Origin of the sequence: Mesorhizobium sp. M0088 (assembly GCF_040322895.1) — a bacterium.
Classification (GTDB): Bacteria; Pseudomonadota; Alphaproteobacteria; order Rhizobiales; family Rhizobiaceae; genus Mesorhizobium.
In genome coordinates this window covers 244,968-259,563 of record NZ_JAMYUI010000006.1, presented here as the reverse complement: position 1 = coordinate 259,563, position 14,596 = coordinate 244,968, and the positions used below count along the sequence as shown (strand labels likewise).

The window sequence follows — 14,596 nt, the reverse complement described above, 5'->3', positions numbered from 1 at the left end:
GCCAAGCCTCGGGCCGGATGGCCATCCGGCCCGAGGCTCAATCGCTTCCATCGCACATAATCATCTCGTGCAGATACAAGGGGCGCCGCCAGCGCTTCGGTAAATGGCATCTGAATCGGATGCTTGAATTTCATGTCAGCTTTCAATCCTGCCTCGTCAGCGCTGCCCCTCATCCGCCTGCCGGCACCTTCTCCCCGTGAACGGGGAGAAGAGACCAAGCCTCACCCCGTCGCCACAAACACGCGGCGCTGGAAGCGCGCCTGATGGTAGGTGCAATAGCTTTTCAGCGCCCTGGTGCGCATGCCGCAGCACAGCATGTCGGCGCCCGGCCGGCTGCCTGGCGCATCGTTTTCAGAATCCTCCTCCACCGTCAGATCCAGCGGCGCGCGGCAGCGGGAAAACAGGCAATCGATGAAACGCATCGCCACGCCATGCGGCTGCCGGCCAATGGCCGCGCGCGGCGGCGCCGGCGTCTCCAGGCGATAGGCTACGCCGTCGGCGATCAGCACGCCTACCTCGCGCACGAACGAATGGCGCCTGGGCCGGGCCACTTCACGCCCGTCCTTGGCGGCAAGCACGCCATGCATCTTGCCGACGACAGGCGTCGCAGTCCCCGGGGCGCCAGTCGCCCGCTTGCTTTCAGCGCGCTTGCCCACCGCCTGTCTGGCTCGCGGCGGCGGTCCCTTGCCATTGGCAAAACCGATCGCGCCCAGCATGGCGTTGCGGTGCACGATGCCGATGATGGCGTCGCGCGACACCGGGCTGCCGCGCAACGCGCTGAACGCGACTGCAATCCTGGAGGCTGAAAGCCCGTCCTTCAGCCAGCGGCCGATCTCGTGCAATTCCGCGTCGCTATAGCTTGCCATATCCAGCTCCATCCAAAGTTCGGCCGCACGCCGTCGGGCAGCGTCAAGGTTCGACCCGGTGGCCGGGTCGCAGTCAGGTTGTTTTTCAAGAGCCGGCTGTCAGCCGACCAGCCTCAGCCGGGTTGGGTAGATTTCCCGCCGGCAAGGTGCAGAAGCCGCGCCTCGGCCGTGTTTCTATCCAGGGCGGAAACCGCCCTGCCCGTTGGCCTGTCGAACAGGATGACGGTGCCGTCCTCGGTGCGGATGCAGGAGCGGCCAGCCGAAAAAACAGCGCCGGCGCCATGCCCGTAGGATTGGGGGCCGGAGCCGCTGGGAGCGGCGGCTCCGGCCGTTCCGGTCGCCGGAGACGGGCGGACCGGACCCGGGGCTGGTGCAGTCAAGCACCGAGCCTCGGGCTTCATCCTGGCCGGGGAGGAGGACAGCCGGGATGAAAGGGGGGCGACAGCCGCCGGGCACACCGCGCACGGGGCCGGCGCCATTGCGCCATCAAAGGTGGACAGGTTTTGCATAACCATATATAAGCATAACTCACAAATTTATGCAAGCCATTCTTTCATAGACGAGAGCCACTTTCATCACTCACATGGTCGCCATGGCAAGAACGGAACTGTCGATCAAGGTCGGGGCGGCGATCCGCAAGGCGCGCAAGCAGCGCGGCCTGGTCATGCGCCACATCGCCGAGCACAACGACACTGATGTCGCCGCCGTCGGCAATTGGGAAACCGGCCGCAATCTGCCCAAGACCGAGAACCTCCTGAAGACCGCCGCCTTCCTGCGCGTCGACCCGGTGGCGCTAGGTCAAGGGCAGGTCGTGTTTCTCGACGATGCCGGACCGGTCGCCGATGCGGAGATCGTCACCGATACCGGTCCGCTACCCGCGGGGTCGATGGATATCGAGGTGCTGGGCGCGGCCGTCGGCGGCGACGATGGCGATTTCACCTTCAACGGCGAGCCGGCGGGTTACGTCCAGCGCCCGCCGGGGGTGCGCAACCTGCCGAAGGTGTTCGCCCTGCACGTGCTCTCGGATTCCATGGTGCCGCGTTATGAGCCCGGCGACCTGATCTATTGCGGCGGCCGCGACGCCGTACCGGGCGACCATGTGGTGATCGAGACCTTCCCCGAGGAAAACGAGCGCAACGGCAAGGCCTTCATCAAGAAGCTGGTCAAGCGCACGGCGGGCGAGCTGGTGGTCGATCAATACAACCCGCCGAAGACGCTGACCTTCAACCGCTACGCCATCAAACATGTCTGGCGCGTGATTCCGCTGAAGGAATTGCTGGGGTATTGAGGACGGGGCGTTCTTCCTTCTCCCCCCTGCGAGAAGGAAGAACCAGCGCTGGCACCCTTCCTTCGACAAAACTCAAGCTCGCCGTGATCCCTCCAGCGGCACCTCGCGCTCATTCAGCATCCGCGCTTCGCTGCGCACGCGCTGGCGCTCGTCGACAAACGCCGCCTGGATCGTAACCGTCGCCCCCGGCAGTCCGTCGGCACGGCAGGCCGAACAGACGATGCGGCCCGACAGAGCGGACAGCGGCGTATTCCCCGTCACCCCGAACCGCTTCAGCTGATCGGGTCGCCACCACCTGTTGCGGCCGCAATCGGCGCACTCGACCGAGATCGAGGCGACATGCGCGATTGTCGGCTCCTTGCCCGGTAATGCCATCGCCCCCATCCTTTGTTCCTGATTTGTTCGCATATTCCTGTGTTTTGAGCCGGGAGTCGAGTCGCAGTTTTCAAACTTTCCCAGAAGTTTTCTTCGAGTGTATTTTGAGTTATGCTTTCATATATATATAAAAATGTGAGTCGGACACGAACCTGCCCACTGCATCAGATCCGGGAGCGATAATGGACGCTTTTGCCGCCGATTTTGCCCGTTCCTGCGGTTACGCCGGCGACAGCCTGGCCCTGCTTGAAGCCTTCGAAACCATCCGCCGCAGCGGCATCGCCCACGCCCGTCAGGATCACGTCAGGCGCAAGGCGGTGATCGACGAGTTGAAACCGTCGCAAGCGCTGTTCCTGGCCGCGATTAGCCCGGCGCTCTCGGCGGAAGAGGCCATAGAGGACGCAGCCCGCTTTATAGCCTGCTGGCGCAACATACCGCGCTGGCGCCAGGAGCGGCGCTTGCCCTACCTGGTCAGGGCCAAGCAACAACGGCTGGTGGCACGGTATTTTCGCCGCCATGGCCATCTTCTATGGGCGCGCGAAGCAGCGTGAGGCTGGACCAGCCATTTGCGGGTTCCATCAGCAATTTTTTCTTTCTAGACTGCGCAGGGGTGGCTGATCGTCGACGTGCATAGTTTGGAATGTTCAAGACTGCCCGCTCAAGATTTCAAACCTGGATAACGGCCGGCGCGGGAACCATCGCCGCCCTGCTTGTGGCCGGCCTGATGGGGGCCTTCGGCGCCCTGCCCGCCCACGCCCCGCCGCAATTGCCGTCCGATGCCGTCATCGATGCCGGGCGCTGGCGGGTCCAGCCGGCGCGCGCCTATGTCAGCCGCGCCAAGGTCTATGGCATGGCGCTGAAACCACGCCAGAAGGCGCTGGTGCTGGAGGCCGACCTGACCAACCGCACGGCGCAATCCGACAAGGCCTATTCTAACGTCTTCAAACCGGACGGGATCGACCTGCCCGATCCCATGCCAATGATCGCGCTGACCCGCGATCAGACGCTGACGCCGGAACTGCATCCCGGCATGACCGAGCGCATGGCCTATGTCTGGCCACTTGCGGGTGACGCCATCGTGCCGGCCGCCTTAAGCTTCAGCATCACCGCCGAGATCTTCAAGCCGCGCGACAATCTCTACGGCACGCCGGGCTGGTTCAATCCCTCTCGGCTCGGCACCGTCACCATGCCGGTCGCCGACCTGCCCGTGGCAGACTCACCGGAAGGCGGCTCATGAAGATCCGGGCCATCGGCAATCTCCTGATCCTTTGCACGACCGTGGCGCTGAGTTACGGCATGCAGGTGTCGAAGCCGCATTATGCCGAGCTCACCGCACCGATCCCCATCGATGGCGCCATGCACGACACGGTGCGGGCGCGCAGCTTCGATGTCCGCCTCGACAGAGTGGTCTTCGCCCGCACGCTGAAGACCGACCAGTTCGGCCAGGAGAAGCTGCTGACCACCAGCGGCCTGTGGGCGGTGGTGACGATCAACCTCACCGCCACCAGCACCTCCACGACGGTCGCCGACGGCATTTGGCAAGGCCCGACCGGCCTGCGCTACCGCCAGACGGAGCGGCTCAGCTATCGCCAGGACATGCCGCCGCATGCCGTCGATCCGGGTTTGGAAAGACGCGGCCTGTTTGTCTTCGAGGTGCCGGCCGACCAGATCCGAGGCGCCAGCCTCTTGGTCGCCGCGCGCCAGTTCGGCCCGCTTGACGCCCAGGCCCGCATCAGCCTCGATGCCGTTGCGACCGACGCCGACGGCCAGCCGGCGGATATCTTGCCGCTATACGATCTCGACGCCCCTCCACCACCGCAGGGCAAGATACCGCAGGGCAAGGCACCGCAGGGCAAGACATGAGCGCGGTTTCATCCGACATCGAACCAGCCGACGGTGGCGAGAAAAAATGGCGACGGCGCGGTCTTGCCGCGCTCGCTATCCTGCTGCCGCTGACGCTGGCCGAGACCAGCTATGACAGCGTCCGTGAATGGCTGCATGGCGAGGACCTCATCGCCAGGGATGTCGAGTTTGGCCAGTCCGTGCCGTTCGGCGACAGCGAGTGGCGGCTGACCGATTTGCGCGGCGGCAAGGCCGGCCGCCTGCCCGAGCATGCTTTCGCCGTCATCGCCACCTTCTCCGTGACGGTCGGTGACCCCGATCTGCAAAAGCAGTGGCTGGGCTGCAAGGTGATGCTGACCGATGCCGCGGGCCGCCGCTGGCTACCGGACTTCATCAGCGGCGTCAGCCTGCCGGACGGCGCGATGAACTGCACCTCGGCGATCTTCTCCGGCGCCAAGAAAGGCGACGTGATCACCGTCGGCGAAACCTTCATCGTGCCCGAAGATGCCGTCAAGACCATCCGCCCGGCCGTTGGCCTGGGCAGCGAGCGGCCGTGGTACTTGAGTTTTCAGCGGCCGCCTAAGTGACACCAGCGGAGATTGGCGAAACCGCCGAGGACGGCGGCGTCCTTCTCCCCGTCCCTATACGGGGAGAAGATGGCGGCAGCCAGATGAGGGGCAGCGCCAACGGTTCGACAAGTGGCTGCTGAGCGATTCTGCGTTTGCAAGTGCAAGTCCCTCGATCCTGCTACCTCAGCGCCGCCCCTCACCTGCCTGCCGGCATCCTCTCCCCGTATAGTGACGGGGAGAGGGACGAGCTGCAACGCCGCGCCCTATTCAGCAGCTTCGACAGCGCCAACTCTCCCCGCCCGCTTCACCATCGAAAACGCTGTCTCCAGCACGGCGGCGAGAAAGCATATGCGCAGCGGCTCGATCAGGATGCCGGTGGAGGAATCCTGGAACGGGCTGCCGAACAGCAGCGTCACGCCGTGCGAAACAATCTGCCAGATATCGAGCTCATGCGGACCGATCAGCCGCGTCGCACCCAGCCATAGCCAGGCAGCGCCCCAGTCGAGCAAGCGGTAGCCGACGACCAGCGTGCACAAAAGCACCAGACTGGAGCTGACCGTCAGCCGCACGCCGTTGGCGATCGGCAGATAGCGCGAGCGGTAACCGGCGATGAAATGCTCGACGAAATCCCGCAGGAATTTCGGCAGGCCGGCATAGCGCCGGCCGGCGCGCTCCAGCCGGCCGTGCACGCGCATCAGCGCCGCATCGTCGCGCACGTCATAGCCATAGATCAACGCCGCCATCACCAGCCAGATCAGCGGCAGGAGCATGAAGAAGAACAGGTTGACGGCAACCGTCGACAGCGCGATCGAGGTGATCTCGACTGGCACCATGGGGGCGGCCGAGGCCATCGGCACCGGGCTCGCCAGCCCGTCGGCCGATGCTTGTAGGGCCGACCAGAAATTGCGGCTCATCAGCCATTGCAGCGCCGAGTCCTTCCAGCGGCTGATCACATAGAGACCGACGAAGATCCAGTTGGTCTCGCAGATCACCACCACGATCTGCCAGAACGACGCGGCACTTGTTTTAGCCTGCATGAACTTGGCCAGCCGGCGGATCAGCCACGACACCGCCACGGAGACCAGCAGCCAGCGTGAATCGAGCACGTCGAGCACATCAGCGCTCTGGCCGAAATCGGCCTGGTCGAGCGTGGCGCGCGAATATTGCCGCACGATGTCGCCGAGGAATCCCCAGGCGGCGTAATAGGCGAAGAACGGCAGCAGCGCGATGGTGATCATCCGCACCAGCCGCGAGCCGCGCCGGTTCGCTGCACTGTTATCGAGGGCTTGGCCCTCGGCGGTCGCGGCCTTGTCGGCGCTGCGCTGCGCGGCCAGCACATGCGGCAGGCCGGGGCGCAGCACATGGAACATCGCCACCGTCACCACCAGCTGCGCCAGCGCCACCAGCGTCAGCATCGCCAGCCCGGCGAAGTGATTGGCCAGCGCCACCTTCGCCGCCAGCTGCATGAGGAGATCGCCGACCAGCACGCCGGCCAGCACGAGTGCCATGAGTTGCGGCCAGAACCGCCGCAGCAGCGAAAAACCTAAGGTGATCGGTCTGATGATATCGGCAAACATGAGGTTCTCTCACGATGCCACCCGCCAAAACCTTTCTAGCAAAGCATGATTGTTTTGCAAGGAAAGGGGTGGGGTCTCCTGCCAGGGGCAGAGCGAGGCGCCCCCCTCTGTCCTGCCGGACATCTCCCCCTCAAGTGGGGAGATCAGCAGCTTCGTCCTCGCCGCTTTCTCTCCAACGTTGAAAATTAGCGAAAGCGGTCATGACATCCGATCTCCCCCCTTGAGGGGGAGATGTCCGGCAGGGCAGAGGGGGGCGCCTGGGTGTTAACATCTCCCTTCGCCCCTCACCGCCTCACCTTCTCACCCGCGATTTCAGCCACCGATCAAACGCCACCGCCAGGATCAGGATGAGCCCGATGACGATGCTTTGCGTATAGGACGAGACGTTGTTGAACTGCAGCCCGTTCTGCAGCACGCCGATGAGCGCCGCGCCGACCACCGTGCCGCCGACAGAGCCGATGCCGCCGAACAGCGAGGTGCCGCCGATGACGACGGCCGAAATGACCGTCAGCTCGTAGCCGATACCGGCGACCGCTTCCGAGGAATTCAGCCGCGCCGACAGCACGAAGGCCGCGAGGCCGGCGAAGAAGCCGACGATGACATAGACCGAGACCAGAATACGGTCGACGCGCAGGCCCGACAGCCTTGCCGCCTCGGCATTGCCGCCGACGGCGTAGACAGCGCGCCCGTAGCGCGTGTAGCGCAGCACGATATGGCACAGGATGGCGGCCGCGGCGAAGATCAGCGCCGGCACCGGCACGGGGCCGATCAGCCCGGTTCCGAACCAGCGCATCGAGGCGTCGAAGCCCGAGATCGGGCCGCCGTTTGAGATGGTCAGCGTCAGCCCGCGAAACACCGTCAGCCCGCCCAGCGTGACGACGAAGGGCGGCACTTTCAGCCGGGTGATGACAAGCCCCTGCACCCCGCCGGCGGCAGCGCCCACAACGACGGCGGCCAAGAGTGCTGCGAACCAGCCGAACCCTTGCGTGCCGCTCGTCGACAGCGACAGCGTGTTGGCGGAGCCACCCTTGGCGACCACGGCGGCGACCATACCGCAGAAGGCGAGCAGTGAACCGACCGACAGGTCGATGCCGGCGGTGAGGATGACGAAGGTCATGCCGAGCGCGATCAGCCCGGTGATCGAGATCTGCCTTGTGATGTTGAACAGGTTGATCGGGTCCATGAAGCTCGGCTTCAGCACGGTGAAGACGATGATCAGCGCCACCAGGAACAGCAGCGGCCCGAAGCTCATCAAAAGCCGCGCGAAGTTGATGCCGCCGCGCTGATCCTGTTCCCCCGCCACGCTCATAGTGTCTCCTTGCGGTCGAGTGCCATCAGTTCCATCAGTCTTTCCTCGTTTGCCTCGACGCCCGGCATCTGGCCGGTGATGCGGCCCCGGCGCATGGTGACGATGCGGTCCGACACTGCAAGCACCTCGGGCAGCTCGGACGAAATCATCATCACCGCAATGCCGCGCGCCGCAAGCTGCACCAGGATCTGGTGCACCTCGGTCTTGGCGCCGACATCGACGCCGCGCGTCGGCTCGTCGACGATCAGCACTTTCGGATCGCGCGCCAGCCAGCGCGCCAGGATCACCTTCTGCTGGTTGCCGCCCGACAGGCCTTCGATAGCCTGCTCGGCCGAAGCCATGCGGATCGACAGCATTTTGCGAAACCCGGACAGCGCATCGCGCTCGCGCCGCTCGGCCATGAAGCCGAAACCGTTGCTGAAGCTGCCCAGCGAAGCGATGGAGAAATTCGGCAGGATGCCCAGCGCGGCAAAGATCGCCTGGTGCTTGCGGTCCTCCGGCAGCAGGCCGATGCCGAGCGCAATGGCGTCTGCGGGCGATGCCGGGGCGATCGGCTTGCCGTCGAGCGTGATGGTGCCGGCCGCGATGCGGTCGGCGCCGAAAATGGCGCGCGCCAGCTCGGTGCGGCCCGAGCCGACAAGCCCGGCAACGCCGAGGATTTCACCGGCCTTGAGGTCGATGTCGACGCCGTCGAGCACGATGGCGTGCGGCGCTTCGGGGTCGCGCACGGTGCGCAGGCCGCGCACCGACAGCACGACATCGCCGGCCACCGCGCGTTGCGCCGGCCGGGCGTAGAGCTCGGACGCCGCGCGGCCAACCATCTTCTCGATGATTTTGGGCAGGGCGATCGGTCCACCCTCACGGTCGAGATGCCCGGCCAGCCGCCCATCGCGCAGCACCGTCATGCGGTCGCAGATGGCGGAGGCTTCCTCCAGCCGGTGGGTGACGAACATGATGGCGACCTTGTCCTTGCGCAGCCGGTCCATGATCGACAGCAACCGCTGCACCTCGGTCTCGGTCAGCGCCGAGGTCGGTTCGTCCATGATGATCAGCCGGCTTTTCAGCGACAGGGCGCGGGCAATCTCGACCAGTTGCTGTTCGGCCACCGACAGCGCCGACACCGGCGTCATCGGATCGATGGAGAGGCCGACGCGGGCGATGATCGTGCGGGAGTCCTGTTCCATCCGCCTCCAACTGACCAGCCCGAGCGGACCGGTCGGCGCGCGGCCGATAAAGATGTTTTCCGCCACCGTCAGCGTCGGGATCAGGCTGAGCTCCTGGTAGATGGTGACGATGCCGAGCCGCTTGGCATCCTGCGGGCTGGATGGATGATAATCGGCACCGTCGAAAGTGATGCGGCCGCCCGACGGCGGCATGACGCCCGAGAGGATTTTCAAGAGCGTCGACTTGCCGGCCCCGTTTTCGCCGAGCAGGCCGAGTATCTCGCCGGGGCGGATATCGAGCGAGACGTCGCTGAGCGCGGTGACGCCCGAGAAATGCTTGGTGATGCCTTCGACGGCAAGCAGGATGGGTTCGGACGATGCGGCTTCAGCGGCTGGCGGCAAGGGTGGCTCCTTCCATGCAGTTGATGTCGCCTGTCAGCGCTTGAACGCCCCCCTCTGTCCTGCAGGACAGAGGGGAGCGCTGTCCCGCCGGCTTTGCCAATCGGCCGATCCCCGCCAACCCCCTACTTCGTCTCGCCAATCCTCTCGGCCTTGTCGAGATTGTCCTTGCCGATGACGATTGGCGTCAAAAGCACCAGCTTCTCCTTCGGCTCGGTCTTGTCCTTGGCAAAGGCCACCGCGATGCGCACCGCGGTGCGCGACTGCTCGCCGGGAAACTGCTCGACGGTGCCCGCAAGCTTGCCGTCACGCACCGCGACCAGCGCTTCCGGCAGTGCATCGAAGCCGTAGATCTTGACGTCGGTGAAGTTGCGCGCGGCACAAGCCTCCATGGCGCCGAGCGCCATGTCGTCATTGGCGCAGACGATGGCGTCCGGCTTGCCGTTGGCGGCAAGGCCGGCCTCGGTCACCGACAGCGCCTCGGCGCGGGCGAAGTTGGCGGTCTGCTCGAAGACGATTTGGTACTTGTCCTTCAGCGGATCGAGAACGTTGTGAACGCCCTTGTTGCGGTCGATCGCCGGGCCGGCGCCGGGCTGGCCCTGAAGGTGGAAGAGTTTGGCGCCATTGGGAAATGCCGCCACCACCGCGTTGGCTTCCGCCTCGCCGCCCTTGACGTTGTCGGCGCCGACATGGGCCAGGATGCCCTCGACGCCGTCGACGCGGCGGTCGATCGTCACCACCGGAACGCCGGCCTTGACCGCTTCCTCGATGGCCGGCGCCAGCGCGTTGACGTCGAGCGGCGAGATGACAATGGCGTTGACCTTCTGCACCAAGGCCGCCTCGATGTCGGCGGTCTGCTTGGTGGCCGAGTTCTGGCCGTCGCTTTCGGTCAAATTGACGCCTTGCGTGGCGGCTTCCGCCTTGATCTCGTTCAGCATGTGCACGAAGAACGGAAAGCCGAGACTGGGCACCGAGCCAAGGATGGTGAGCTTGTCCTGCGCAAACACCGAGGGCGCGGCGACCATCATGGCGCCGAAAGCCGCGGACGACAGCAGGAATTCACGTCTGTTCATGGGATCCTCCTCCACAAGAACGCACGACCCCGAAAACCGGGATCGGTTTCAGGAAGGATCATGCGTCGGTTCAAAGTGTGGAGCATCCTCCCTGCGCCCGAAAACGCATGCCGCTCCAGCTGGCCGCCGCTGTAAAAAGAGCCTCCCACCGACGCCTGCGCAGGGATGCTAACCCAGCGCCAACCATTTGTGCAACCTCGATATAACAGCGCCGTTCGGCAAATTATCGGAATTGTCGGATTTCTGGATCGTGGGCATGCTTCCCAGCACAATAGGCACGGCGCTTCGCCTCCTGCGGCCTATTTGGCGTTGACTGACTTCATATTCCTTATTGAAAGGCCGCCATTAAATGTGTATAAATACACATTAAAAGCGCCGACATTATCCGCCTGTTGGAAGCTGATGGGTGGGTTGAAGTTGCCCGAAGGGGCAGTCATGCGCAATTCAAACACCGCGACAGGCTAGGGCGGGTCACCGTCCCTCATCCCAAGCGCGATATTCCAATAGGCACCCTGCGCAGCATCGAAAAACAATCTGGACTGAAACTGAGGTGACGGCCATGAAGCAGTATATCGGACTTATCCATAAGGATGCCGACAGCGACTTCGGTGTGTCTTTCCCTGATTTCCCAGGCGTGATTACCGCAGGCAAGGATCTGGATGACGCCCGGTCCATGGCTGAAGAGGCCCTCGCCCTCCACATCGAAGGGTTGGTCGAGGATGGCGGGGCTGTTCCTGAACCCTCCAGTTTGGAGGCTGTGATGGCGGACGCCGATAATCGCGACGGTGTTGCAATCCTGGTCTCGGCCCAGACCCAGACCAGGAAAACAGTGCGTATCAACGTGACGCTTTCCGACGACATTCTCCAAAGGATCGATGCCTTTGCCGAAGCTCATGGCTATACCCGATCCGGGTTTCTCGCAAAGGCCGCTGAAAAAGTGATGGCGCTTGAAGCGGCGTGACCCGTATGAAGCCGCAAATCATCTGCCATATGCTCGCATCACTCGACGGCAGCCTTCATCCAAGCCGCTACACGACAAGTCCGGACGGGACCCGGGCGGAGTGGTCGAGCCTCTACGAGCATATCCACAACGACATGGCGGGCGACGCCTGGATCGTCGGCCGCGTCACCATGGCCGAGATGAGCAAGGCCGCCGCGCACCCACCGGCCAATGTCGGCAAGGTCGACCGACCCCATCATTTCGCTCAACGTGATGCGGGTAGCTATGCCGTGGCGCTCGATGCCTCGGGCAAGCTTCACTTTTCCAAACCCGACATCGGTGGCGACCACGTCGTGGTGCTGCTTGGGCGCGACGTCGCCGACAGCCATTTGGCCGAACTCGCCGCCGACGGCGTGTCCTATATCGTGTCGGAAGCGGCGGACATCGATCTCGCGGCTGTGCTCGAGGTGCTCGGCAGCGAACTCGGCATAAGCCGGCTGCTGCTTGAGGGCGGCGCCGGCATCAACGGTTCGTTCCTTGCGGCCGGGCTCGTCGATGAACTGAGCCTTCTCGTGGCGCCCGCGATCGATGGACGCGCCGCGAACCAGGCCTTCGTCGAGTTCGGCGAGAGCGGCCTGGCGGGCAAGATGCAGTTGTCCCTGAAGAGCTGCGAGGCCTTGGCGCATGGGCTCGTCCATCTGCGCTACGCGGTCAGCCCTGGAGCATGATCCCGAAAAGTCGTCATCCTGGGGCGGAGCAAGGAGCGAAGCGACGCAGCGCAGACCCCGGGATCCATGCCGGGACTCGGAAGCCCCGCAGCGGTGCAGAATTCTGCTCCGCTGCACCCTATGATTAAGGTCGCGGCATGGATCCCAGGGTCTCCGCGACGGAGCTGCGCTCCTGCTTCGCCCAGGGATGACGAAGTTCAGAGACTTCGGCTCACCTCAAACGTTGCTAGGCGCATCAATACCGCATGGCATCGAGATCGGCGATCAGCGTCGGGCCGGTCGGGTGCCAGCCCAGCCGTGCCTGTGTCAGCGCGCTGGAGGCCGGCAGGTCCATGGGGGCGAACATCGCCATCCAGCCGAAATGCTCCGCCGCTCTTTCCCGCGCGATGGAAACGACCGGCAATTTCAGGCCCCTTCCAAGCGCCTCGGCGATGGCCCGCACCTCGACGCCTTCCTCGCCGACCGCGTGATAGCGTGCTCCCGGTTGCCGCTTTTCCACGGCCAGCCGGTAAAGCCGCGCCGCATCGAGGAGATGGCCCGCGGAGAAGCGGTTGCGGCCCTCGCCGACATAGGCCGAGACGCCCCTTTCACGCGCGATCTCGATGAGCGGCGAGATAAGCCCTTGCTTGACCGGATTGTGGACCTGCGGCAGCCGCACCACCGACAGATTGATGCCGTTTTCCAGAAGCGCATTGCCGGCCAGCTCGGAGGCTATGCGCGGATTGGGGTGGCTGGCATTGAAGACGTCCTCAATCGCCAGTTCGCCATGCCCAGGGCTGCCCATGCCGACGCCGGAGGTGATCACCAGCGGCCGGTCGGAGCCGGCCAGGGCGGCGCCGAGAGCGGCGATGACGCGCTTGTCCTTTTCGCAATTCTCGGCAAACCGCGAGAAATCATGGTCGAACGCCGTGTGGATCACAGCCTCCGCCTTCGCCGCGCCGTCGCGCAGCCCCTCGGGATCCTCGAGCGTTCCCCGATGCACCTCGGCGCCAGCGGCGGCCAGCGCCTCGGCGCCGGCATCCGAGCGGGTCACGCCGACCACCTGGTGGCCCGCCTTGATGAGTTCGGGAACGATCGCCGAACCGATGAAACCGGTCGCGCCGGTGAGAAAGATACGCATGCAAAATCTCCTGCACAGTTGCCTGCGTAATATTGCTGGTCTATTATTCTATTAAAGTAGTGATCTTATCATGGTATAATGGCTAACAGGATGTCCTCCAGTTCCGCCGGCTCGCTGGCAGCGTTCCTCAAAGACCGGCGCACGCGGCTCGATCCGGCGTCCTTCGGCTTTTCGGGCCGCCGACGCACGCCGGGACTGCGCCGGGAAGAGGTCGCCCAGCGCGCCAACATCAGCCCGACCTGGTACACATGGCTGGAACAGGGCCGCGGCGGTGCGCCCTCGGCCGATGTCCTCAATCGCATCGCCAAGGGGCTGCTGCTGACCGAGGCGGAGCGTGAACATCTTTTCATGCTCGGGTTGGGGCGCCCGCCCGAGGTCCGCTACACCGGTGCCGAGGGCGTCAGCCCGCGGCTGCAGCGCCTCATCGACACGCTCGATGCCAGCCCCGCCATAGTCAGGACCGCCACCTGGGATGTCGTTGCCTGGAACCGCGCCGCGCGGGTCGTGCTGACCGACTACAGCGCCCTGCCCGAGGGCGAGCGCAACATCCTGCGCTTCATGTTCCTCAGTCCCCATATCCGCGCCAGGCAGCACGACTGGCAAAACCTCGCTCGTTTCGTGGTGGGCTCGTTCCGTGCCGATGCGGCACGCGCCGGCGCTGTCTCCGAGGTGCGCGAACTCGTCGACGAGCTTTGCAGCGCCAGCCCCGAGTTTGCCGCCCTGTGGCGGGCAAACGACGTGCTCAGCCATGGCGACGGGACAAAGCGCCTGAAGCATCCGGAACTCGGCGATATCGAGCTGGAATATTCGGGCTTCGCGGTCGACGGCCGGCCGGATTTGAGCCTGACCGTCTACAACCCGGTCGACAGCGCCGTCGCCGACCGCATCCGCGCGCTGGCTCTCGCCCGACACCCCAAAGAGTAAGGGCCAGACGATCCGTCCGCGGGGAGACGCCCGCCCTCAAGCGCGCTCGCAGACCGCCTTCAGGATCTGCAAGGTCGGCCCCCAGTAGAGATTGGCATGCGGGCGGATCGCCGGTTCGGCAAAATCGCTGAGCGTCAGCGTCAGCAGCGTTCCCTCATCCGCTGGCGCCAGATCGAAGCTGACCACCGTGTGGTTTTCGGGCACGTCCGCCAGACGCGAGGCCGACAACGTGCTCCAGTAGCTGTAGGCGAACGCCCTCTCCTGCGCGAAAGCCCGGATAGTCCCGTGGTTTTCGAACGGCATTCCGTGCAGCAATCCGCGCATCACGATCGCGCCGCCGGCCTGTCCTTGCAGGCTCGGTCAACTCCTCGTCGGACATCCATTGCGGGATCATTTCTGGCGTCGTCAGTATCCGCCAGACCT

The 14,596-nt window shown here is 64.6% G+C and carries 18 protein-coding genes; 9 read left to right on the top strand and 9 right to left on the bottom strand.

From position 1 onward, the window contains the following. Positions 1-221: 221 nt before the first annotated feature. Together NKJ67_RS10045 and NKJ67_RS10040 are read right to left on the bottom strand one after the other, a co-directional pair. Complete coding sequence (locus tag NKJ67_RS10045; RefSeq protein WP_352581239.1) at positions 222-866, bottom strand: GcrA cell cycle regulator; 645 nt, start codon at positions 864-866, stop codon at positions 222-224. Between the two features lie 113 nt (positions 867-979). Further along, positions 980-1,246: a hypothetical protein gene (locus NKJ67_RS10040; RefSeq protein ID WP_256746776.1), complete on the bottom strand. Its 267-nt coding sequence runs from the start codon at positions 1,244-1,246 to the stop codon at positions 980-982. Between the two features lie 203 nt (positions 1,247-1,449). Here NKJ67_RS10040 and NKJ67_RS10035 point away from each other — a divergent pair, with 203 nt between their 5' ends. Beyond that, positions 1,450-2,154 carry an XRE family transcriptional regulator gene (locus tag NKJ67_RS10035; RefSeq protein WP_127322974.1) on the top strand — a complete coding sequence of 235 codons (705 nt, stop codon included), beginning with the start codon at positions 1,450-1,452 and terminating at the stop codon, positions 2,152-2,154. 72 nt (positions 2,155-2,226) lie between these two features. On the opposite strand, the gene NKJ67_RS10030 is transcribed toward NKJ67_RS10035, so the two are convergent. Next, positions 2,227-2,529 (bottom strand): hypothetical protein, encoded by a 303-nt coding sequence (locus NKJ67_RS10030; protein ID WP_127383501.1) that lies wholly within the window; start codon positions 2,527-2,529, stop codon positions 2,227-2,229. 182 nt (positions 2,530-2,711) lie between these two features. On the opposite strand from NKJ67_RS10030, the gene NKJ67_RS10025 reads away from it, so the two are divergent. The 4 genes from NKJ67_RS10025 to NKJ67_RS10010 all read left to right on the top strand — a co-directional run bounded on the left by NKJ67_RS10025 (position 2,712) and on the right by NKJ67_RS10010 (position 4,958). Continuing rightward, positions 2,712-3,080 (top strand): hypothetical protein, encoded by a 369-nt coding sequence (locus tag NKJ67_RS10025; protein ID WP_352581238.1) that lies wholly within the window; start codon positions 2,712-2,714, stop codon positions 3,078-3,080. Positions 3,081-3,169: 89 nt separating this feature from the next. Further along, positions 3,170-3,766 (top strand): hypothetical protein, encoded by a 597-nt coding sequence (locus NKJ67_RS10020; RefSeq protein WP_352581237.1) that lies wholly within the window; start codon positions 3,170-3,172, stop codon positions 3,764-3,766. After that, positions 3,763-4,392: a hypothetical protein gene (locus tag NKJ67_RS10015; RefSeq protein ID WP_352581236.1), complete on the top strand. Its 630-nt coding sequence runs from the start codon at positions 3,763-3,765 to the stop codon at positions 4,390-4,392. Before NKJ67_RS10020 ends, NKJ67_RS10015 begins: the two co-directional genes overlap by 4 nt. Then, positions 4,389-4,958, top strand: a complete 570-nt coding sequence (locus NKJ67_RS10010) for a hypothetical protein (protein WP_352581234.1) — start codon at positions 4,389-4,391, stop codon at positions 4,956-4,958. The genes NKJ67_RS10015 and NKJ67_RS10010 overlap by 4 nt, the downstream gene beginning before the upstream one ends. Positions 4,959-5,203: 245 nt before the next feature. Here NKJ67_RS10010 and NKJ67_RS10005 read toward each other — a convergent pair whose 3' ends face one another. The 4 genes from NKJ67_RS10005 to NKJ67_RS09990 all read right to left on the bottom strand — a co-directional run bounded on the left by NKJ67_RS10005 (position 5,204) and on the right by NKJ67_RS09990 (position 10,461). After that, positions 5,204-6,517, bottom strand: coding sequence for a hypothetical protein (locus NKJ67_RS10005; protein WP_352581233.1), 1,314 nt, complete (start codon positions 6,515-6,517; stop codon positions 5,204-5,206). A 292-nt stretch (positions 6,518-6,809) separates the two neighbouring features. Next, positions 6,810-7,826 (bottom strand): ABC transporter permease, encoded by a 1,017-nt coding sequence (locus NKJ67_RS10000; RefSeq protein ID WP_027035281.1) that lies wholly within the window; start codon positions 7,824-7,826, stop codon positions 6,810-6,812. Beyond that, positions 7,823-9,391, bottom strand: a complete 1,569-nt coding sequence (locus NKJ67_RS09995) for a sugar ABC transporter ATP-binding protein (RefSeq protein WP_127809751.1) — start codon at positions 9,389-9,391, stop codon at positions 7,823-7,825. Before NKJ67_RS09995 ends, NKJ67_RS10000 begins: the two co-directional genes overlap by 4 nt. A gap of 122 nt (positions 9,392-9,513) precedes the next feature. Further along, on the bottom strand, positions 9,514-10,461 hold the full coding sequence (locus NKJ67_RS09990) for a substrate-binding domain-containing protein (protein WP_013530574.1): 948 nt from the start codon (positions 10,459-10,461) through the stop codon (positions 9,514-9,516). 365 nt (positions 10,462-10,826) lie between these two features. On the opposite strand from NKJ67_RS09990, the gene NKJ67_RS09985 reads away from it, so the two are divergent. Genes NKJ67_RS09985 through NKJ67_RS09975 form a run of 3 tightly spaced genes read left to right on the top strand, consistent with a single transcriptional unit; the run spans position 10,827 to position 12,129 of the window. Next, positions 10,827-11,015: a type II toxin-antitoxin system HicA family toxin gene (locus tag NKJ67_RS09985; RefSeq protein WP_127326556.1), complete on the top strand. Its 189-nt coding sequence runs from the start codon at positions 10,827-10,829 to the stop codon at positions 11,013-11,015. Between the two features lie 5 nt (positions 11,016-11,020). Continuing rightward, complete coding sequence (locus NKJ67_RS09980; protein ID WP_127322197.1) at positions 11,021-11,422, top strand: type II toxin-antitoxin system HicB family antitoxin; 402 nt, start codon at positions 11,021-11,023, stop codon at positions 11,420-11,422. Positions 11,423-11,427: 5 nt separating this feature from the next. Further along, entirely contained in the window at positions 11,428-12,129 is a 702-nt protein-coding gene (locus NKJ67_RS09975) for a RibD family protein (protein ID WP_352581247.1), read from the top strand. A 235-nt stretch (positions 12,130-12,364) separates the two neighbouring features. On the opposite strand, the gene NKJ67_RS09970 is transcribed toward NKJ67_RS09975, so the two are convergent. Further along, complete coding sequence (locus tag NKJ67_RS09970) at positions 12,365-13,249, bottom strand: SDR family oxidoreductase (protein WP_352581232.1); 885 nt, start codon at positions 13,247-13,249, stop codon at positions 12,365-12,367. Positions 13,250-13,339: 90 nt separating this feature from the next. Between NKJ67_RS09970 and NKJ67_RS09965 the strand changes: the two genes are divergently transcribed. Further along, on the top strand, positions 13,340-14,173 hold the full coding sequence (locus tag NKJ67_RS09965; protein WP_189367647.1) for a helix-turn-helix transcriptional regulator: 834 nt from the start codon (positions 13,340-13,342) through the stop codon (positions 14,171-14,173). A 36-nt stretch (positions 14,174-14,209) separates the two neighbouring features. Here NKJ67_RS09965 and NKJ67_RS09960 read toward each other — a convergent pair whose 3' ends face one another. After that, positions 14,210-14,476 carry an SRPBCC family protein gene (locus NKJ67_RS09960; protein ID WP_352581231.1) on the bottom strand — a complete coding sequence of 89 codons (267 nt, stop codon included), beginning with the start codon at positions 14,474-14,476 and terminating at the stop codon, positions 14,210-14,212. Positions 14,477-14,596: the final 120 nt, after the last annotated feature.